Source organism: Nocardioides gansuensis (genome assembly GCF_003076135.1).
GTDB classification, from domain to species: Bacteria; Actinomycetota; Actinomycetes; order Propionibacteriales; family Nocardioidaceae; genus Nocardioides; species Nocardioides gansuensis.
In genome coordinates, this window is record NZ_QDGZ01000009.1 from 1 (window position 1) to 20,824 (window position 20,824).

General features: G+C 67.4%; 15 protein-coding genes and 1 pseudogene. 8 read left to right on the forward strand and 8 right to left on the reverse strand.

Going from position 1 to position 20,824, the window contains the following annotated elements:
- Positions 1-208 precede the first annotated feature (208 nt).
- Positions 209-1,075 (forward strand): crotonase/enoyl-CoA hydratase family protein, encoded by an 867-nt coding sequence (locus DDE18_RS18555; protein ID WP_116573775.1) that lies wholly within the window; start codon positions 209-211, stop codon positions 1,073-1,075.
- Between the two features lie 660 nt (positions 1,076-1,735).
- On the opposite strand, the gene DDE18_RS23450 is transcribed toward DDE18_RS18555, so the two are convergent.
- From DDE18_RS23450 to DDE18_RS18575, 3 genes are all read right to left on the reverse strand, one after another.
- On the reverse strand, positions 1,736-2,722 hold the full coding sequence (locus DDE18_RS23450) for a thioesterase family protein (RefSeq protein WP_116573776.1): 987 nt from the start codon (positions 2,720-2,722) through the stop codon (positions 1,736-1,738).
- 262 nt (positions 2,723-2,984) lie between these two features.
- The gene (locus tag DDE18_RS18565) at positions 2,985-4,130 is read right to left on the reverse strand and encodes an acyl-CoA dehydrogenase family protein (protein WP_116573777.1); all 1,146 of its coding nucleotides are present in this window, start codon (positions 4,128-4,130) and stop codon (positions 2,985-2,987) included.
- A 692-nt stretch (positions 4,131-4,822) separates the two neighbouring features.
- Positions 4,823-5,140, reverse strand: a complete 318-nt coding sequence (locus DDE18_RS18575) for a helix-turn-helix domain-containing protein (protein WP_116573779.1) — start codon at positions 5,138-5,140, stop codon at positions 4,823-4,825.
- 541 nt (positions 5,141-5,681) lie between these two features.
- Between DDE18_RS18575 and nemA the strand changes: the two genes are divergently transcribed.
- Entirely contained in the window at positions 5,682-6,815 is a 1,134-nt protein-coding gene (gene nemA, locus DDE18_RS18580) for an N-ethylmaleimide reductase (RefSeq protein ID WP_116573780.1), read from the forward strand.
- Between the two features lie 200 nt (positions 6,816-7,015).
- Positions 7,016-7,624, forward strand: coding sequence for a DUF302 domain-containing protein (locus tag DDE18_RS18585; protein ID WP_133241270.1), 609 nt, complete (start codon positions 7,016-7,018; stop codon positions 7,622-7,624).
- 97 nt (positions 7,625-7,721) lie between these two features.
- Here DDE18_RS18585 and lhgO read toward each other — a convergent pair whose 3' ends face one another.
- Positions 7,722-8,954: an L-2-hydroxyglutarate oxidase gene (gene lhgO, locus DDE18_RS18590; RefSeq protein ID WP_116573782.1), complete on the reverse strand. Its 1,233-nt coding sequence runs from the start codon at positions 8,952-8,954 to the stop codon at positions 7,722-7,724.
- Positions 8,955-9,038: 84 nt separating this feature from the next.
- On the opposite strand from lhgO, the gene DDE18_RS18595 reads away from it, so the two are divergent.
- The 4 genes from DDE18_RS18595 to DDE18_RS18610 all read left to right on the forward strand — a co-directional run bounded on the left by DDE18_RS18595 (position 9,039) and on the right by DDE18_RS18610 (position 13,454).
- Positions 9,039-10,046: a LacI family DNA-binding transcriptional regulator gene (locus DDE18_RS18595; RefSeq protein ID WP_165821233.1), complete on the forward strand. Its 1,008-nt coding sequence runs from the start codon at positions 9,039-9,041 to the stop codon at positions 10,044-10,046.
- Between the two features lie 350 nt (positions 10,047-10,396).
- The gene (locus tag DDE18_RS18600) at positions 10,397-11,569 is read left to right on the forward strand and encodes an iron-containing alcohol dehydrogenase family protein (protein ID WP_165821234.1); all 1,173 of its coding nucleotides are present in this window, start codon (positions 10,397-10,399) and stop codon (positions 11,567-11,569) included.
- Positions 11,566-13,035 carry an aldehyde dehydrogenase family protein gene (locus tag DDE18_RS18605; protein WP_116573785.1) on the forward strand — a complete coding sequence of 490 codons (1,470 nt, stop codon included), beginning with the start codon at positions 11,566-11,568 and terminating at the stop codon, positions 13,033-13,035. The genes DDE18_RS18600 and DDE18_RS18605 overlap by 4 nt, the downstream gene beginning before the upstream one ends.
- Before the next feature lie 47 nt (positions 13,036-13,082).
- A complete protein-coding gene (locus DDE18_RS18610) occupies positions 13,083-13,454 on the forward strand; it encodes an acyl-CoA thioesterase (protein ID WP_245916867.1) in 372 nt (123 codons plus the stop codon).
- Between the two features lie 20 nt (positions 13,455-13,474).
- Here the strand turns inward: DDE18_RS18610 and DDE18_RS18615 are convergent, their stop codons facing one another.
- Positions 13,475-14,515: a helix-turn-helix transcriptional regulator gene (locus DDE18_RS18615; protein ID WP_116573787.1), complete on the reverse strand. Its 1,041-nt coding sequence runs from the start codon at positions 14,513-14,515 to the stop codon at positions 13,475-13,477.
- Positions 14,516-14,985: 470 nt separating this feature from the next.
- On the opposite strand from DDE18_RS18615, the pseudogene DDE18_RS18620 reads away from it, so the two are divergent.
- Positions 14,986-15,237: pseudogene (locus DDE18_RS18620) on the forward strand (aldehyde dehydrogenase family protein); the annotation flags it as partial.
- Positions 15,238-15,568: 331 nt separating this feature from the next.
- On the opposite strand, the gene DDE18_RS18625 reads toward DDE18_RS18620, so the two are convergent.
- The 3 genes from DDE18_RS18625 to DDE18_RS18635 all read right to left on the reverse strand — a co-directional run bounded on the left by DDE18_RS18625 (position 15,569) and on the right by DDE18_RS18635 (position 20,640).
- Entirely contained in the window at positions 15,569-17,350 is a 1,782-nt protein-coding gene (locus DDE18_RS18625; RefSeq protein ID WP_116573788.1) for an AMP-dependent synthetase/ligase, read from the reverse strand.
- A 338-nt stretch (positions 17,351-17,688) separates the two neighbouring features.
- Positions 17,689-19,110 carry a Re/Si-specific NAD(P)(+) transhydrogenase subunit beta gene (gene pntB, locus DDE18_RS18630; RefSeq protein WP_116573789.1) on the reverse strand — a complete coding sequence of 474 codons (1,422 nt, stop codon included), beginning with the start codon at positions 19,108-19,110 and terminating at the stop codon, positions 17,689-17,691.
- Between the two features lie 3 nt (positions 19,111-19,113).
- The gene (locus DDE18_RS18635) at positions 19,114-20,640 is read right to left on the reverse strand and encodes a Re/Si-specific NAD(P)(+) transhydrogenase subunit alpha (RefSeq protein ID WP_116573790.1); all 1,527 of its coding nucleotides are present in this window, start codon (positions 20,638-20,640) and stop codon (positions 19,114-19,116) included.
- Positions 20,641-20,824: the final 184 nt, after the last annotated feature.

The following is a 20,824-nucleotide window of genomic DNA, read 5'->3' on the forward strand; positions in this document are numbered from 1 at the left end:
ACCAGCACCGGATCGAAGCGACTGGCGGGGTTTCGGGACGCCCTCGCGCGTCGCGGCATCGCGCCGCATCCCGACCCCGTCGCACGGATCCCCTTCTCGATCGCCAACGGGGCACGGGCCACCGAGGCCGAGCAGCTCATCAGCTTGAGGCCTCCCAGCTCTGAACACCGCCTGAGACTTCGAGCACCGAAACCGGAAGGACCACACCTTGCACTTCGAGACCCTCAAATGGGACGTCGACGAGAACGGCATCCTGACTCTGACCCTGTACCGCCCCGAACAACTCAACGCGTTCTCAGTGACGATGGCGCACGAGTTGGAGCAGGCGTTCCGGACCGTGCGTGCCGACGACTCGGTCCGGGCAGTCATCGTGACCGGCGAAGGGCGCGCCTTCTGCGCCGGCATGGATCTTTCAGCCGACGGGAACGTCTTCGGGCTCGACGAGGCGCTGAACCCGACCGCGGAAAACCTGCGGGACCGTCTGACCGAGGCACCGATCCAGGACGGGGTGCGCGACGCAGGCGGGAAGGTAACTCTGGCCATCTTCGACTGCGACAAGCCCGTGATTGCAGCTATCAACGGCGCCGCAGTGGGTATCGGTGCCACCATGACGCTTGCCATGGACATCCGCTTGGCGTCGACCCAGGCACGCATCGGGTTCGTGTTCGGGCGGCTCGGCATCGTCCCGGAGGCGGCATCTTCGTTCTTCCTGCCTCGCATCGTCGGCATCCAGAACGCGCTCGAGCTCGTGTACGCCGCAGACATCCTTCAGGCCGAGCGAGCACACGAGGTCGGTCTCGTCCGTTCGGTGCACGAACCTGACGACCTGCTGCCCGAGGCTCACCGACTGGCGTTGTCGTTCGTTCAGGGCCGCTCTAGTGCTGCCCTGGCGATGGCGCGTCGACTCCTGTACGCCGGCGTCGGATCTTCGCACCCCCTTGAGGCACATCGTCGCGACAGCCTCGCGATGTGGCACGCCTCGGTCGGCGACGGCAAGGAAGGTGTCGCGGCATTCCTGGAAAAACGCGACCCTGTGTTCACTGGAACGGTCAGGGACGTCCCCGAGCTCGGCTGAACCTCACCAAGCGCAACGTCTGGTTAATGGATGGGGGCCTACAGTTGTCGCTCACCACTGATTGACCGGCACGCGCTTCTGGTTGAGGGCGGCGCGCCACCGAGATGGGCGCTGATGAGCATCAGATCCGGGAATCGGCGGAGCAACCGGGCGATACCGTCGGGCCTAGGCGTCGTCGGGCAGCGGATCGTTGGGGTCGTAGTCACCGACCTGGACGTGGGCCTTGAAAAGTCGAGCACCGGCGTCGATCGCCCGGCGGCCCTCCTTACCGGCTCCCGGCTCCGGAAACAGGGTGGCCGAGGGAAGGCAGTCCGGGGTGCTGCGGCGAAGGTCGCACACAGTCGTTGAGCAAGTACACCATCCCCGGCTTGTGGGGATAGACGAGCGAGGTGAAGGCGCCGACGCCGAATCCGCAAAGGATCCGGACGCGCTCGGCCCCGTGGACGCGGTAAGCGACCGGCCACGCACGCCGCCCTGCCAGCGGGCCCACCTGATGGAGGTAGGCCCAGACCTTGGCCAGATCCGTTCGGGCAGGAAGCGGGTGTGGATGTCGATCAATACGCACAGAACCCAGCCCATGCCACCGGGCCCGCACCTGCTCGGCTTCGTCGTCGAGGAGGAGCACCTCACCTCGGTCCACGACGCCGCCGACCGCGTGGCTCACGAAGGGCGGCGCTCGACGAGCACACTCTGGTCGACGCGGCCGACCGGACCCGTGGCCGAGTGGAGAACCGCGCTGCTGGTAGCGATGCCGTCGGTGCCGACCGAGGTCTCGGCCTCGACCCCGAACCAACGCCCGGCCGGCGGTTGGTGCAGGTGCACGGTGAGGTCGGTGTTGAGGAACAGGAAGTGGTGGGGATCCAGTCGGGCACCCACACCGTTCGCCGTGTCCGCGACCGCGAGGAGCCGCTCCAAGGGCGTCGGCTCCTCACCCTCGACGAGCTGACAGGTGAGGTCGGCCCACAAGAGGGTCGGCTCGCCAGGCGCGTGGCCTTGGTGGGAGACCCGCCAGTCGAGGGCCCCGCCGAAACCTCCCTGTCGCCAGGAGACCGGGAGGACGTAGTCGAGCAGTCCCGCCGTCTCGGGAGCGGGCAACGGGCGCGACGGCGCCGCATCCCGGTTGACGTCCGCCGTGTCCTGGGTCGCGAGGCGCCAGGCGGATCCACTGGCGACCCGTCGCCATCCCCCCTCCGGCATCTGCGCCTCAAGCTCGGCGCCGAGCAGCTGGATGCGTCGACCGGGCCGCAGCACGCGGGTGCTGACCCGCACGTCGGCGATCGGCACCGGGCCGAGCAGCTCGACGGTGATCCGAGCAAGCCGGGTGTCGGGGCGCTGCTCGCAGCGGTCGAGGGCGCGACCGAGCAAGGAGGCGATCGCGCCGCCGTGCTGCATCGGCCCCCAAGGCCCCTCCACACGGTCGGTGGACTCGAAGGTCTCCACCGAGGTGGCCACATCGGCGTCGACGTCAGGCAGGCCCGCGGGCAGGGGCCGGTAGAACGGAACGTCTCCCATACGCGGTTCCTCGCTGTCCTTCGTTGTCAGGCCGCCCTTGGCCAGAGCGACGAGGTCGGCGTAGCGGAACATCTGCCCGCCGGCACCCCAGGTGCCGTCGGCATGCTCGTGGATGAGCACCCAGACGCGCTCCATGGGATGGTCCAGCGGTCACGAGACACACGACCTCCGTCGTCATCGGCCGGGCACTCCGTGGCGGCGCGTCCGTACAGGTGTCGGGCGGGTTCCGCCTATGTCGTGACGCCACCCCCCTACGTTCGTTGTGACCTACACCACGTCACGGTCCGAGAGCTGCTCGTGATGGTTCGCCCTCCGGACCGCTCCCCGTGGGCGATCGTGCAGCGGCGACGATGACGGCTTCAGACATGGCAGCCCCCTCGCAGGTCGAGAGGCAGGTTCAGAGGCCGAGGTCGCGGCCGATGAGTTCCTTCATGATTTCGTTGGAGCCGGCCCAGATCTTCGAGACGCGGGCGTCACGCCAGGCGCGCGCGACGCGGTACTCGTTCATGAAGCCGTAGCCGCCGTGCAGCTGCACGCAGTGGTCAAGGATTTCGTTCTGGACCTGGGAGGTCCACCACTTGGCCTTGGCGGCGTCCACCGCGGTGAGCTGCTTCCTGGTGTGCGCAAGCACGCACTGGTCGACGTAGGCCTGCGTCACGTCGGCCTGAGTGAAGAGCTCGGCCAGCAGGAACTTGTTGTGCTGGAAGGAACCGATGCCCTGGCCGAAGGCCTTGCGGTCCTTGGTGTACTGCAGCGTCTCGAGGAGGATCTGCTGCGCGTGGGCGAGGTTGGAGATCGCACAGCCGAGCCGCTCCTGAGGCAGGTTCTGCATCATGTGGATGAAGCCGTGGTCGACCTCCCCGATGATGTCGTCGTCGGTGAGCCGGACCCCTTCGAAGAACAACTCGGCTGTGTCGGCCTCGTCCTGACCGACCTTGTCGAGCTTGCGACCGCGCGAGAACCCGGCGGCGGCGGTCTCGACGCCGAAGAGCGTGATGCCCTTGGCCCTCTTCTCCGGCGCCGTGCGGGCCGCGACCACCACGAGGTCGGCGGAGTAGCCGTTGGTGATGAACGTCTTGGAGCCGTTGAGGACCCACCCGTCGCCGTCGCGCACCGCGGAGGTTTTGAGCGCGGCCAGGTCGGAGCCACCGGAGGGCTCGGTCATGCCGATGGCGGTGAGCAGCTCTCCAGACGCCACCCCCGGCAGCCAGCGCCGCCGCTGCTCCTCGGTGGTCAGCTCGACGAGGTACGGCGCCACGATGTCGGCGTGGATGCCCACGCACGAGGAAAGCGCCGCGTTGACCTTCGACAGCTCCTCCATCAGCACCGCGTTAAACCTGTAGTCACCCGCTCCAGAGCCGCCGTACTCCTCAGGCACCTCGAGGCCGAGGAAGCCCTGTTTGCCCGCCTCGAGCCAGAACTCCCGCGGCAGCGCCTTGTCGGCGGCGTGCTGCTCGACGTGCGGGACGACCGAGCGGTCGAGGAACTGACGGATCGAGGCGCGGAACGCCTCATGGTCCTCGTCGTAGACCCTCCGCCGCATCAGCGTCCCCTGATGACTAAGCGCATGCTTTGTATGGGCATGCGCTTAGGTAACCTCAGTGATTCGAAGACGTCAATGCACTTGTCGAGAGGTTCCTGATGGCGTCGGTCACAAGCAGCAGCGCGCACGCCCGGGAGTAGGGGCGACTAACACGCACTCGGCTGTTCGCGGCGTACGTCGAGCTGGCGCGGCTTCGCTGGGAGCTGCACCGGTAAAGGAATGACACAGAAGCGAGCCGAAAAGTGACAGTCACACCGTGGGCTGCTCCACCCGCGAGACCACTCCAGCGTGTTGGTCGCCTCCCCTGGCGGACTGCCTTTGGCCGGAGAACGTTTGCGGCCTCACGAGCGGTCGGCCCGGGGCATCTCTGCCTCTCTCCCCCACGCCTGGATACGAGCGCCCGATGTCGGCGGTCCTTAACGAGGCTGGCAGGACCACGACGATCGGCTCAGCACTGGAACGAGCTTCCACGAACGTGCTGCGCACGGTCGTGAGTGCAGCGTCGATCGCCAGCTGCGGGTCCAGCGCTTCACCTCGGAGCCAACGCCGCAGCACCCTGTTGTGCGCTGTCACGAGACTGGCCGCCAGCAGCTCGGCGCTTAACTGCCCTTCCTCCGACTCCGGGAACAGCGTTGCCAGGTGCTTGTTGAAGAGACGTTCGTAGCGCGACACGACGACCAGTTCGCGTTCCCTCAGCGCAGGACTTTCGACGTGAGGTGGTAGCGATCGCGGGCTCTTTCTCCTTCTGCCACGTAGTGAAAATGGACCATGCGGACCGTGTCGGAGACCGCTGCGAGCATCGAGGAGTCGGACGACGCCTGCAGGCGCGCCCCGGCTCGCGCGAGGAGCGTGTCATGGTCAGGAAAGATCACTGACTCCTTCGAGCCGAACGCCCGGAAGAACGTCGAGCGACTCACCCCGGCCGCCGCCACGATCTCTTCGACGCTGGTGACTTCGTAGCCTCGTTCACCGAACAGACGGAAGGCCGCATCTTGGATCGCGTCGCTGATGTCACTCGCAGCGTCATTGTCTCGGACTGCACCTCAATGTCATAGATTGATACTCAGTGTCACCACGAACACCGTGTCACCTCATCAGGAGCGCCGTATGAACACGTCCGCCAAGCGTGAGTGGCTCGACTCGCATGCTGACTGCCACGACTGCTCCGTTGCTCCGCCGTCAGGGCCCTGGTTCGTTGCAGCCTCCCACCGCGGCAGGGCCGTCGGTGGGGCAAGCAACGCTTCCGTTCCGTGGGGAACTCAACACGCTAAACAGATGGGCTCCCCTTGGACTGCGTGCGGGCTCCCAGCGCTCAGCTGGCCGATCTTTCACCACATGCGCTTTGGTGGAAGGCAGGACGACACGTGCGTCGAGTGCGAGCACATTGTGGCCCGCCTGCAATCGCAGGTGTTCCGAGGGGCGCATGGACGGGCCGCATCGAGCGCCTGACCCTGACGTTACGACGCCGGCGGCGGCGATCACGTGACATAGACCACCCTTGCTCGGCAAGGGCCGGGGAATAGCTCGCCCTGTGCCCTCGTTGGGCCTGCTGTGCATGATTACGTATTCACGCCTTTGACCGTTGGCGCAGTCGCCGCCCGGAACCGGGTCTTCCTGGCCCCGCTGACCCGGATGCGCGCGACGCAGCCCGGCGACGTACCCAACGACCTGATGAGGGAGTACTACGTCCAGCGGGCGAGTGCCGGCCTCCTGTTCAGCGAGGGCACCCAGATCTCGCCGCAGGGCAAGGGCTACATGGACACGCCGGGCATCCACAGCGCTCAGCAGGTCGCGGGCTGGCGCCGAATCACCGAGGGCGTGCACGAGGCGGGTGGCCAGATCGTCGCCCAGCTCTGGCACACCGGGCGGGTCTCGCACGAGTCGCTGCACGACGGCGAGCTGCCCGTGTCGGCCTCCGCGCTCCCATACGACAACCGCACCACGGTCAGGGGCGCTGACGGCCGACCGGAGCGGGTCGCCTGCCCGACGCCTCGGGCACTCACCGTTGATGAGATCGCGGGCGTCGTCGAGGACTTCCGTGCTGCCACCCGCAACGCGCGCTCGGCTGGTTTCGACCTGGTCGAGATCCACGCAGCCCACGGCTACCTGCTGCACCAGTTCATGAGCGGGGAGAGCAACCACCGCGTGGATGTGTACGGCGGGTCCCTCGTCAACCGTGCCCGACTCACCCTCGAGGTGCTCGACGCCGTCATCGACGAGTGGGACGCCGACCACGTCGGCGTCCGCATCTCGCCGCTGGGCACGTTCAACGGCCTCGACGACAGCGCCGGACAGCCGATGGGCCTGCATCTCGCTGCTGAGTTCGCCCGGCGTGGCATCGCGTTCTTGCACCTGTCCGAGCCGGACTGGGTTGGCGGTCCGGAGCTGGACGAGGACTTCCGCAAGCTGCTGCGTGAGGCCTTCCCGGGCATCATCGTGGGCGCCGGCAACTACACGGCCGAGAAGACAGCACGCCTGGTCGAGGCCGGTTACGTCGACGCCGCAGCGTTCGGCCGTCCGTTCATCGCGAACCCCGACCTGCCGCGCCGGTTCGCGATCGGTGCCGCGCTCAACGAGCCCGACCCGGCCACGTTCTACGGGGGAGACGCCCGCGGATACACGGACTATCCAGCACTCGAGGACGTCGGATCGCGTCGCTCCCGTACCGATGTCCGGCAGGTTTGACCTACGTCGCTGTACGCGGCGCTCCTACGTTGGTGTGACCAGCACCACTTCGTGCGGGCGGTGCTCGACTAAGACCCTGCGGGGCTCGGACCGACCGCAGGCCGCTTGCCGCCCCGCACCGAGCCACTGTTACCCACTCGAAAATAGGCAGGTGTCGCATGTTCAAATCCAAGAGAATTGTCGCCTTCGCAGCAGCTGGCATGGCAACAGCCATGATCTCGGTCGGCCTCATCGGCACTTCATCAACTGCCTTGCCCAGCGGTGACCCGGGGGGTTCGGCGGCTTCATCGAAGGACATCGAGGTCACCACCTACGGCACCAAGCGGTACGAGATCGACACCCACGAGCGCTATGAGGACTTCGTGGCACGCTTCGAGACGGCAGTCCCGATGGTCTCGCCTGACCTCTGGATCGGTGCCGCGGATTGGGACGAGGTGGTGGCGAACACGACAGCCGCGGCCACCAACGGGTTCCTGATCTATGCGAAGTACACCCAGTGGCCATGGGCCAACATCAGCGGCACCACCGGTCTGGACAACAGGCGCGGCGCGATGTACCTGATGGGCAACCACGTCATCGCCGAGACGATGTACCGATACAACCCCGGCGTCATGATCCACGCACCTCTTCGTCCCATGATCTTCGAGGACGAGCAGGGCGATGCCGTCTTCCTGATCGAACGGCCCAGCGACCAGTTCGCTGCGTACGGAGACAAGCGGATCGCCGAGGTCGGCCTCCTCCTGGACCGCAAGCTCGCCCGTCTGCTCGAAGTCCTCGAGGTTCCCGTGCCGTCCGGTCTCACGCGCTAGCCACGCCGTTCCTCCTTGCGCACGCGGGAACTCCTGGCCGGGGCCGCCATCCGTGAATGCCGGCGTCTGGCCAGGAGGCTCTCGTGCGCGAGGCGCTTCAGGAACCTCCCCCAAGCACTGCATCGAGCTGCATCCGGTCCACGAGCTCGCGGGCAAGCGCCAGCGAGGACGTCGCCGCCGGCGAGGGGGCGTTTCGCACGTGGAAGGCACCCGGCGTCTCAGAGATCACGAAGTCGTCGAGGAGAGCGCCGTTGCGGCCGACGGCCTGTGCCCGCACGCCACTTCCCGCGCCCGGGTCGAGCCGCATCGACGCCAAAGCGGGGACGTAGGCGGCACACGCGGACAGGAAGCGACGTCGGCTTGCCGCCATCCGCAGCTCCGAGACACCGGTGCGCCAGAACCGCCGCGCGACCTTCCACGTCCCCGGCCAGGCCAGCGTCGCGGCCAGGTCGCGGGGACGCACACGCAATGCGGAATACCCCTCTCGCGAGCCCACCAGCATGGCGGACGGGCCGAGTGAGACGCTGCCGTCGATGTGCTTCGTGACGTGCACGCCCAGGAAGGGCAGGTCGGGGTCCGGCACCGGGTAGACCATTCCACGCACGACGGGCGCCTGGTCCGCCGACACATGCAGGTAGGCACCGCGGAAAGGCAGGATCCGAGGATCGGGTGAGGCGCCGGCCGACACCGCCAGCCGGTCGGACCAGAGCCCTGCGCAGAACACCGCGCGGGCGGCACGCAAGTACCCGCCGTCGGTCTCGATGACGGTCTCCTCACTGGTGCGCCGCACCGTCGTGACCTCACACCCGAGGGAGAAGTCGACGCCCTTGCTCCGTAGCTCACGTTCCAACGCCCGGGCGACCTCCGCGTAGTCGACGATGCCTGTGTCGGGCGAGTGGAGTGCAGCGACTCCGCGCGCCTCGGGCTCGATCTCACGGATCTCGTCGGCGGTGACCCGTCGTAGCCCTGTGACTCCGTTGGCACGGCCGCGCGCCTCGAGCTCGTCGAGCCCGGGAAGCTCGCCGTCGTGGAGGGCGATGATCAACTTGCCACATCTCTCGTAGGGGATGGCGTTCGCGTCGCAGTACTCGTACATCAACCTGGCACCCTCGACGCACAGGCGTGCCTTCAGTGACCCGGGGGCGTAGTAGATACCGCTGTGGATCACGCCCGAGTTGTGACCGGTCTGGTGCTGCGCAACCTCCGACTCCTTGTCGATCACCAGGAGGCGCAGGTCCGGCCGTCGCGTGATCATCTCGCGGGCGACAGCCAGTCCCACGATCCCCGCGCCGACCACGGCAACGTCGTAGCGCTCCTCAGACAGGGTCATGTCAGCTCCTATGCATTCGTATTCACGCGAAGGTTATGCTACGCGTCTCCGGTCTCAGTTGACGCGGACCGTAAGGATGTGGACGTGGCCACCAGCAAGGACATCGCACGCATCGCCGGCGTCTCCCAGGCGACGGTCTCTCGCGTCCTGCAGAACATGGACAACGTCGACGAGTCCACACGGCAGCGGGTCCTCGATGCCCTGCGCGAGACCGGCTACGTGCCGAATCTCCAGGCACGGGCGATGCGCATGCGACGGTCCGGACTCATCGGCGTGGTCACCGGGCGGCTCACGAACCCCTTCTACCCCGAGCTCCTGGACGCCCTGGCGGAGGAGATCACGTCGGCCGGCCTGAGGATGGCGCTGTGGACCACCGACGAGCCGGCCAGCTCGACGGTCGCGGTCCAGGCCATCCAGGGGAGCGCGATCGACGGCCTCATCTTCACCACGGCCACGAGCAAGGACCCTGCCCTCCGGCAGGCGGTCGCTCAGCAGCTGCCCATCGTCCTGGTCAACCGATCGATCGCCAGGCTGCAGTGCGACCAAGTGACCAGCGACAACGTCGCCGGCGGCCGTCTCGTGGCCGAGTACTTCCTTGCCCACGGGCGCACCTCGGTTGCCGTCGTCGGCGGCGACGACATCATCAGCACGAGCCGCGAACGTCGGCGCGGGTTCACGAAAGCCTTCGCGCAACAGGGCATCGAGATCCCCGCCCACCGCCAGAGGAAGTGCGACTTCACCCACGATGCCGCACGGAAGGTCGGGCTCGAGCTGCTCGGGAGTGACGACAGGCCGGCAGCCGTCTTCTGCGTCAACGACCTGGTCGCCTTCGGCGTCCAGGACGCAGCTCACCAGCTCGGTATCGCGGTTCCGGACACGCTGTGGATCGCTGGGTACGACGACATCCCGATGGCAGCCTGGGACCGGATCGACATGACCTCGGTGAGGCAGCCCATCGACGAGCTCGCGAAGCTGGCCGTCGACACGCTCGTGCGGCGGATCAAGAAGCACGACATGCCGTTCTCCCACCGGCGTTTTTCTGCCGAGCTCATGGTGAGGGGCTCCACCGGCTGGGCGCCCGCGCACGACTGACGCTCGGTTGACGCTCTCGGGCACCCTGCAGACGACAGCGTCGCCGAGCGTGTGACGCGACCGTCCTGCCGCTCTTGGCGCGTGCGGTCGCCAGCGACGATGTGCAACGCCCCGCGCCTCGTGCCGTTATTGGGTTCAGAGGTCAATCCGGCCATCAGCCGTCGGCCGATTCGCACCTCGAGACGCCACGGCGACCGAAGCGAGTTTTGCTATGGTTACGTATTCATGCTTCGTCAGCCGGCCATCAGACCTGTCTCTCAGGTCCTGGTCGACAGATCCCCGAAAGGAGGCAGCGGCCCATGTGCTCGCTGTGCTCTGCCCCCACAAGGCCGTTCGTCGGCCCCAGCCGGATGGTCGCCGGACCCGGATCATCGGCCGCTTGCGCCAGCGAGCTGCGCGCGCTCGGCATCTCCCCGAGCCAGGGACTTGTCGTCGTCGTCGCCGACGCCGCAGTACAGAATCTCGGCCTGCACCTTCCTGCGTGCCACTCCCTCGAGGGAGCCGGTTACACCGTCCTGATCGGCCCTGGCGTCACCGCGGAGCCCGGTCCCGAGACGGTTCGCGCACTTCTGCCGCAGCACGAGGGAGCTGTCGCTGCGATCGTCGTGGTGGGCGGCGGTAGCGCGCTCGATGCGGGCAAGCTCGTCTCGGTCTCGCTGACGAACGCCCTGGACCTCACCGCGGGGTTGAGCCCGGACGCCGAGATCACGCCCGGGCCTCCGGTCCTAGCGGTGCCTACTACGGCCGGCACAGGCGCAGAAGTCACGGCCGTCGCGATGTTGTGGCACGACGGGCGCAAGCGGATGTTCGTCCACCCCTACCTGGTGCCGCGTGCTGTCCTGATCGATCCCGAACTGATGGTCGGCCTGCCTGCGTCCGTGACCGCTGCGGGCGGCTTCGACGCACTGGGGCACGCGATCGAGTCACTGCTCTCCACGTTCCGCACCCCGGTCACCGAGGCGGCCGCTCGGGAGGCCCTCCGGTTGCTGTCCACCTCCCTCCCAGCCGCGTACGAGAACGGTGACGTGGCGTCCCGGTACGGCACCGCACTCGGCGCCTACCAGGCCGGGCTGGCGCTGAATGCCTCGGTCGTGCTGGGCCACTCCCTCGCCTACGCGATCTCAGCGAGGACGGGCCTGCCACACGGCGCCTCGGTGGCGATGGCGCTTCCCTACTGCATCGCGCACGCGAGATCTGCACGTGAGACTGAGATCGCCGAGATCTCGACCATCATCTGCGGCGAGCCGGACCCGGAGATGCTGCTGCGCTGGATCATCGAGCACAGCAACCGGATGGAGATCCCGACATCGCTCGCCGAGCTCGGCGTCACCGCCGACGAGCTCTCCGCGATCGCCACCGACTGCGTGGACAACTACCCGCGCCCGAACCACCCCGTGCCCATCGACCACGCAGGGGTACTGGCGCTGCTCGAGCGGCTGCACGCCGGCGAGCCTTACGCCGCGTGGCTCGACGGCGCCTCCACCACCACCCCTTCCGACAACGACAACGAGGCCCGCGCATGACCGAGACCACCGTCACTCACGCACAGAACCTCGTCGGGGGGACCTGGCAGTCGACCGCCACGACCCTCGAGGTCCGCAACCCCGCAGACGGACGCGAGCTAGTGGCGACAGTTCCCAGCATGGACGCTGCAGCCGTCCACGCAGCCTTCGACGCAGCAGAGCGCGGCGCCGTCGTGTGGCGCGACACGAGCCCGGTCGATCGGGGTCGCGTGCTGCTCCGGGCGGCAGCGATTATGCGCGATCAGCGCGATGACCTCGCCCGCATCCTGACCAAGGAGATGGGCAAGACGCTCGCCGAGGCCACCGGGGAGGTGGGGAAGGCGGCCGACTTCCTCGAGTACTACGGCGGCCTCGGGCGCGGCGAGCAAGGCTCGCTGCTCGCCCACGAGAACCCCGAAGTGACGGCGTGGGCAGTGCACGAGCCGCTGGGAGTCGTCCTGGCGATCACGCCGTGGAACGACCCCTTGCTGACTCCTGCCCGCAAGGTCGCCCCCGCTCTTCTCGCGGGCAACAGCGTGGTGCTCAAGCCGGCGTCGTACACGCCGATGATCGCGATCGAGCTCGCTCGGGTGCTCCACGAGGCTGGACTTCCGGCCGGCGTCCTCAACACGGTGACCGGTTCCGGAAGCGTCATCGGCGACGCGCTGCTCGACCATCCCGCGCTGCGGGCGGTCAGCTTCACCGGGTCCAACGAGGTCGGCGACTCGCTGAAGGCCTCGTTGGCGGGTGGTGAGGTCCGGCTGCTGGCAGAGCTCGGTGGCAAGAACGCCGCGGTCGTCCTGGCGGATGCTGACCTCGACGACTGTGTCGCGACGCTCGCGGCTGCTGCCTTCGCCCAGGCCGGGCAGCGGTGCACCGCGACGAGCCGCGTCCTGGTCCAGCGCTCGGTCCTCGAGCATGTCCATCGCGGACTGGTCGAGGCGGCTCGGTCGCACGTCCTCGGCTCCGGTCTCGAGCCCCAGACGTCCATGGGGCCGGTGGTCTCCCCGGCGCAACGCGACTCCGTGACGGCGTTCGTCGAGCGCGCCGTCGCCGACGGCGCTGTGGCGACCACCGGGACGCTGCCGTCGGAGGCAATAGAGCACGGCTGCTTCGTCGCTCCCACCGTCCTCACTGACGTGACCGTCAGCATGGAGATCTGGACCGAGGAGGTCTTCGGGCCGGTCGTCGCCCTGGTCGCGTTCGACACTCTCGACGAGGCGATCGAGCTGCTCAACGACTCGCGGTACGGACTCGCAGCCGCCCTCTACACGTCCGACCTCGAAGCGGCCCACACCTTCGCTGCCCGCGCGGACGTCGGCCAGGTCGCCGTGAACCTGCCGACCTCGGGGTGGGACGTGCACATGCCGTTCGGCGGGTTCAAGAGCTCGGGCTCGGGCCACAAGGAGCAGGGCCCCGAGGGCCTGGAGTTCTACCGGCGAACCAAGACCGTGGCGCTCCGTGCGCGTACGCGGCCAGTGGCATGACCCCGGACTCGGCATACCCGCACTGGGACTCCATCACCCTGCGGTGGATGGACAACGACACCTACGGACACGTCAACAACGTGCACTACTACTCGTTCTTCGACACGGCCGTGACCAACTGGCTGGTGGGCGAGGGCGGTCTCGACCTCGCGCAGGGCCCGATCATCGGCCTGTGCGTGGATTCGCAGTGCACGTTCTCCGCGCCGCTGAGCTTCCCCGGTGTGGTCCGGACGGGTCTGCGCGTGGGCCGGGTCGGCAGGTCGAGCGTCCGATACGAGATCGTTCTGTACGCCGCCGACTCCGACGTACCGGCGGCCTCCGGTCACTTCGTGCACGTCTACGTCGACCGCACCTCCCGCAGGCCAGCCGACATCCCCGCGCACCTGCGCACGGCACTCGACACGCTGGTCGCGAACTAGAGCGTCTGACTACCTGACGATCAGGACGCCTCCATCACCCGGGACGCCTCGAGCACGCTGGGGTCGATGGTCGAGCGAATCGACCCGCCCTTGTCCCGGGCGAAGTCCTGGCGGTACTCACCGGCGGAGAGACCGAAGGCATCACGAAACTCTCGGCCGAGGTGGCTAGCGTCGTAGTAGTTCCAGCGGTGGGCGATCCGCGCGATGGTCAGGTTGGTGTTGATCAAGTCTTCGCGTACGGCGGCAAGCCGCTGCGCGCGCACCACCGACTTCATGGTGTCACCAGTGAGCGCGAAGGCACGATGGATGGTGCGGGTCGAGACCCGGTGAACGGCGGCCAGGTCTTCGAGACGAATCGGGCCGTCCTGCAACCGGTCTGCGATCGTCCGATCCAGCTGCGCTCGCAGCGCCGGAAGCGCGGACTGGTCATCAACACCCACGCCCTCTGAACGAACGATGCCCGCGATCAGTGCGACGAGTGCCGTCCGTGCCGCATCTCTCTCAGCGGCGGACATGTCCGGGAGTCCGGCCCACACCTGGTCCAGGAAGGAGTGGAAGATGCCGACCAAGGGACGATCCGGTCCCATGGCGAGTGACCTGGGGATCTTGAGCCCGCTTCCCGCCGCCGTCAGGGCGGCGCGCGGAAGCACCAGCGTGCGCTTGCGCAGGCCGTGGCTGACAGTGAAGCCGCCGCGTCCCGCACCGTCACCGCTCATGATGAGGAGAGCTCCCCGGCCGAAGATCGTGTCGATATCTCCGAACGACAGACGTTCCTCGCCGCCGTAACCCGCCATCACCACGACCATGTCTCGGTCCAGGGTCCCGCGCATCGCGCTGCGCGACAGATACCCATCCATGGGCGGGCACTCCCAGTCCGTCAACAGCAGGTCGGCCAAGTCGGCCGACTGCACATGACCGGCGCCGCAATCGTCGCGGGGAAGCCGGATCCCCATCGGGCCCAGCCGTTCGCGCATGGCTCGTTCCCACAGCTCTTCGCGCTCATCCACTTCCTGCTGCCGTCCGACTGCTCGGGGGATGGAGTACGTCGCCGTCATGGTCATAGCAACTCCCTGCTCCTGTGTCGCCCACCTGCGAGATGGACGAGACCGCGTGCTGGGTGCTGCCACCGAGAGGCATCCCCGCGCCCGGCGATCTGACCTCGAAGAACTCCACCTTTATTGAAACCGACCTCAATGTCAATGTTTTCCGGGACGCCTTTCACAACGGTTCCGCGACATCGCCTCGACCGTCAGGAGGCCAGGTCGCAAGGGCCATGTCGGCGGACCGCACGGCACGTCTTCCGGTTTCCACCCACGATCCTCGCGATACCCAACGCGCGAGGTCGATGCCGAGCGAGAGCAGCGCGACGGAGGCCATGCGCGCGTGCAGGCGGCTCGGGATGCACTGCCTGGTTGGAGCGCGCTGTCGCCGGATCAGGGGCCGGCTAAAGGTGGCCCCCGGCGATGCTCGCGGGTTGTCCCGTCTTCCTCAATCCCGCTGAGCTCACTCCGCTGGTTGCCTTCATCCTGCGGAGGCGATCCACGAGGCGGGACTGCCAGCCGGCGTGTTCAACCTCGTCACCGGCAGCGGCCGACTCGTTGGCGCTGCGCTCGCTGCGCATCCCGACGTGGACATGGTGTCGTTCACGGGTTCTACCGAGGTCGGCAAGCCGAGCAGGTCCCGAGTGTGCCGGAGCGCCACCCGTCTTCCCGGCCGCCAGCGCCGCGTCGATCAGGGTCTCGGCAGCCGTTCGGGCGTACGCCCGACGCATCGCGATAGATGACCGCGGCCGCTGATGCCGCATCCAGCAGCACGGTCGACTGGACGGCGCGTCCTACCGGATCAGTCACCCCGGCCGCGAGCTCGGCGAGCGACTGCCGCCCGGCATCCTTGAGGCGGCGCGACTGGCCGACTTCGTGATCCAGGATGCGGTTGATGCCCACAGAGCGATTGCCAGCCTTGACGAAGAGATCATCCGCGGTCTGTCCGAACCGCCAGGATGCGTGCCGGCCGGCTGGTCCGTCGAGGTGGCGGTTGATGCCTTGGTCGACGAATGCGTGCCCAGGAACGGACGGTGGGGTCGTCGCGCTGCAGCCACGAGCTGGAGACTGGTGCTACTTCGCGTAGAGCTCCTCGATCTGCGCGGCGTACTTGGACACGATGGTCCTGCGCTTGATTTTCATCGTCGGCGTCAGCTCATCGCTTCCCGGCACCCACTCCTCAGCGACGATCTTGAACTTCTTGATCTGCTCGACGCGTGACAGCTGAGCGTTCGCACGCTCCACGCCGGCTGCGACCTCGGCGATCGTGGCGGGATCGTCCATCGACCTCCCAGCGGCGCCATCGGGGTCGAGCGTGATCAGTGCGACGTTGTAGGGTCGGCCGTCGCCGATGCACACCGCCTGGCCGATGAAGGGACTCGAGGACTTCAGCCAGGACTCGATGTTGGCGGGCGACATGTTCTTGCCCGCCGAGTTGATGATGATCTCCTTCTTGCGGTCGACAAGCCGTACGTAACCCTCGTCGTCGATCGACCCGATGTCACCGGTGTGCAGCCACCCCTCGGCATCGAGGGCCTCGGCGGTCTGCTCCGGCTTGTTGCGGTAGCCCTTCATGACGGTCGCGCCACGCACGAGCAGCTCGCCGTCGTCAGCGACCTTGACCTCGACGCCGGGGATCGGCAAGCCGACCGTGCCCACGCGGATGCGGTCCTGAGGGTTGACGGTCATCAGGCAGGACGACTCGCTCATGGCCCAGATCTCGCAGATCGGGATGCCAGCAGCCGCGAAGAACTCGAACACGTCGGGGGGCGTAGGCGCCGCCCCGGTGAGGAACCACGCGGCCTCGTCGACGCCCAACTCCTCACGGATCTTCGACCCCACGATCGCTGATGCGACCTTCGCCTGCAGCTGCAGCGTGGGCCTCGCAGTCTTGCCCGCTTGGACGACACGGGCATTCCTGATCCCGGTGTCGATGGCCCATCGCATCAGCTTTCCGCCGATCCCAGACCGCTCCGCGATCTGCACCTCCAGGCCAGCCTTCGCCTTCTCCCACATGCGTGGCACGGGCAGGAAGATCGTGGGGCGCACCTGCTTCACGACCTCCATCACACCTCGGGGGTCGGAGCACGACGTGACCGTGAAGCCCCAGACGGCAAGTGGCGAGTAGTGGCCGCTCCACCGGTCGCCGATGTGGGCAGCGGGCAGGAACGACACGGTGCGTCCACCGGGCGTGACCGGCAACGCCTGCTGCACGGCCCGGATCTCGCTCATCATGTTGCCGTGCGAAAGTTGCACGCCCTTCGGGGATCCCGTCGTGCCGGACGTGTAGATCAACGTCAACAGGTCGTCGGGGCCGATCGCCGACCACGTCGACTCGAAATCGAATCCGGGGTTCCCGAGTGCTTCGACCTGCTCGAGGCTGAGCGTTCCGTCCGGCGCGCCGTCGACCACCACAAGGCGCTCGATCGGAATACCCCCATCGCGCACGGCCATCAAGCGCTCGACGAACGCACGCTCCGTGACGACCACCCTGTTGCCTGCGTCCGCGAAGACGTACGCGATCTGGCCCTCAGCCGACGTGTTGTAGACCGAGAACGCGGTGACACCCAGATGCATCGCAGCAAGATCCACGACATGGAACTCGGGGCGGTTCGTGAGCATGATGCCCAACGTGTCGCCGCGCTTGAGCCCCAGGGCGGCGAGACCAGCAGCAACGCGCCGCACGCGATCGGCGAGAGCTCCGTACGTCAGCGAGACGCCACCATCGGGAGTGCGTACAGCAACCTGCTTGGCTCGGGCGGCCGCGGTGATCTGAAAAGCCTCACACACCGTCCGCGCCTGCAGCGCTCGTTCGAACGCCTCGCCGGCTGCAGCCTCGACCGTGCTGATCGCCATGAAGTTCCATCCCTTTCATTGTCCACCAGCGCCAGGGGCTTCTGGTGGAAACGCACAACCTGATCGCGACGCCACATCGCACCGTGCGAGGGCGTCTTCCACTATTTCATGAACTTGACGTCAAGTCCATGTAAAAATCCGTCCCCGTACGGTCGTCTCGTCTCGGCATCGCGAGTCGTCGTTCGGTGATGTCACGAACTGACCGAGACCAACGTCCATGCCTCGGCGCGGCGGCGGCCACCAGACCGCTCACCGCAGCGACCATCACGTCCCCCAGTGCTCGCCAGCAGACAGTGCCATCGACGGTGTCGCGCGACCAATACGTGTGCTCCATGACGTCACAGCACACTCAGGATGTCATCGACCCGCTGCTTCGCATCCCCGAAGAGCATCTGACTGTTGTCGCGGAAGAACAACGGATTCTGCACCCCTGCATAGCCGGCGGCCATGGACCGCTTGAACACGATCACGTCCCGGGCATTCCACACCTCGAGAACCGGCATACCCGCAATCGGAGAGGATGGGTCCTCGGCTGCGGACGGGTTGACCGTGTCGTTGGCGCCGATCACGAGGACGACGTCGGTGTCGGCGAAGTCGTCGTTGATCTCGTCCATCTCGAAGACGATGTCGTAGGGCACCTTCGCCTCGGCGAGCAGCACATTCATGTGACCGGGCAGGCGACCGGCGACGGGGTGGATGCCGAAGCGGACGTCGACGCCCCTGGCCCGCAACCTCGCCGTGAGGTCCGCAACCGGGTACTGCGCCTGCGCGACCGCCATGCCGTAGCCCGGCGTGATCACGACCGATCTCGCCGCGCCGAGCAGCTCTGCGGCGGCGTCGGCCTGGATCTCCCGGTGCTCACCGTAGTCCTTGTCGTCACCGGCTGCGCCCTCGATGCCGAAGCCACCGGCGATGACGGAGATGAACGAGCGGTTCATCGCCTTGCACATGATGTAGGACAAGTAGGCACCCGAGGACCCGACGAGGGCGCCGGTCACGATCAGAAGGTCGTTGCCGAGCAGGAAGCCCGAGGCTGCCGCCGCCCAGCCCGAGTACGAGTTGAGCATCGAGACGACGACCGGCATGTCGCCCCCACCGATGGACGCGACCAGGTGCCAGCCGAGCAGCAGCGCCAGCGCCGTCAGGACCACGAGCAGGAGGTCCGCGACACTGCTGTCGTGGGCCTCGGTGGTGACGTAGACGATCATCAGGACGACGAACACGACGAGCGAGCCGCCGTTGATGACGTTCTTGGCCGGCAGCACGAGCGGCGCGGACTTGATCTTCCCCGATAGCTTGAGGTTGGCCACGATCGAGCCCGTGAAGGTGACCGCGCCGATGAAGACGCCTATCGCGACCTCGGCCTCGTGGATGTTCTGGAGACTGGCAAGCTCGTAGTGCGAGCCCTCCCGGTGACCGTTCCAGCCGATCAGCACAGCGGCCAGACCGACGAAGCTGTGCAGTGCAGCGATGAGCTCGGGCATCCCGGTCATCTCGACCACCTTCGCGCGCCACAGGCCGACGGCGGCGCCGATCGCGACGGCAGAGACGAGGACGCCGATGATGAGGGCCTGGTCGTCGACGTACTGGCTGACGTCGACGGTCTGCGCGACCGTGGCGACGAGAGCGACGGCCATGCCGACCATGCCGTAGGTCAGGCCGCTCTTGGCGGACTCGTGCCTCGAGAGGCCCGCGAGCGAGAGGATGAACAGCAGCGAGGCGACGATGTAGGCCGCGCCGGTGATGGAGTCGATGGCCATGGATCAGGCTCCCTTGCTGAACATGCTCAGCATGCGACGGGTGACCGCGAAGCCACCGAAGATGTTGATCGACGCGAGCAGGATCGCCGCCGCGGACAGGCCGACGACGATCCTGTCGTCGCTGGCGACCTGGACGAGTGCGCCGACGACGACCACTCCTGAGATCGCGTTGGTGACCGACATCAGCGGTGTGTGCAGCGCGTGCGCGACCTTTCCGATCACGTAGTAGCCGATCACGATCGACAGCATCAGCACGGTGAAATGCCGACGCAGGTCGTCGGTCGGAGCGAGCGCATTGACCAGCCAGAGGAGGCCGATCGCGCCGAGCACGAGGCCGACCTTCGCGCCCACCGCCATCCGGGGCTTGACGTGCTTCCCGGGTGCGACCTCGGCGGCCACGGCAGCCGGAGCGGCCGAGACCTGCACCGGCGGCGGCGGCCAGGTCGACTCGCCGGCGCGCACGACGGTGATGCCGCGCTGCACGACGTCGTCGAAGTCGAGGACCAGGTCGCCGTCCTGAGCGGGCGTGAGCAGCTTGAAGAGGTTGACGATGTTCGTGCCGTACAGCTGCGACGCCTGCTCAGCGAGGCGGCCCGCCAGGTCGGTGTAGCCGAGGATCGTCACGCCGTTGTCGGTGACGACGCGCTCGTCGATCTCCGTCAGAGCGGCGTTGCCGCCGTTGGCCGCAGCCATGTCGACGATCACGGAGCCGTTGCGCATGGCGGCGATGGTCTCCGAGGTGATCAACCTGGGGGCGGGACGGCCCGGGATCAGCGCTGTGGTGATGACGATGTCGGCGGCGCGCGCCTCCTCGTCGTACATCGCCGCCGTGACGGCCTCCTGCTCGGCGGTCATCTCCTTCGCGTAGCCGTCCGTGCTGACTTCAGCCTCGAACTCGACCTGGACGAACTCCGCGCCCATCGACTCGACCTGCTCAGCCACCTCGGGTCGCACGTCGAAGGCGCGAACGACCGCGCCCATCGCGGACGCCGCGCCGATGGCGGCAAGCCCAGCGACACCGGCGCCGACGACGAAGACCCGCGCCGGTGGGATCTTGCCGGCGGCGGTGACCTGGCCAGTGAACATGCGGCCGAACTCGTGTGCGGCCTCGACCACAGCCCGGTAGCCGGCGACGTTGGCCATCGAGGACAGCACGTCCATCGACTGAGCGCGCGAGATCCGCGGCACGGCGTCCATCGACAGCGCCGTGATCGACCGCAGCGCCAGGTCCGCGACGATCTCCTCGTCGAACCGGGGGTTGAGCATCGCGATCAGCGTGGCCCCAGGCTCGAGCCGGTCCCTCTGGGCGAGCGTCGGCGCGTTGACCCCGATGACCACGTCCGTTGCCAGCGGGTCGCCCAACCTGGCACCCGCAGCGGCGTACGCCTCGTCGGTGAAGCTCGCCGCCTCGCCGGCACCCGGTTCGACCACCACCTCATAGCCGAGCTTCTGCAGCGCGGCGACGGTCGTTGGCGTCGCCGCGACCCGGGTCTCTCCTGCGTGTGCCTCCTTCAGCACCCCGACGATCACAGCGACTCCCCCACTCCACGGTCGGCCAGAGCCGCTTGATGCGCGTCTCTGGCGCCGCACGCGTTGCCGATGCCGGGTACCGGTCCCGTCACGACGGCTGTGCGTCCGGAGCAGTCAAAGGTCAAGTTGCGCATGTCGGTTCCTCTCGCTGCACATGACGGGCGGGTGGTGTCGAAGCGACGCG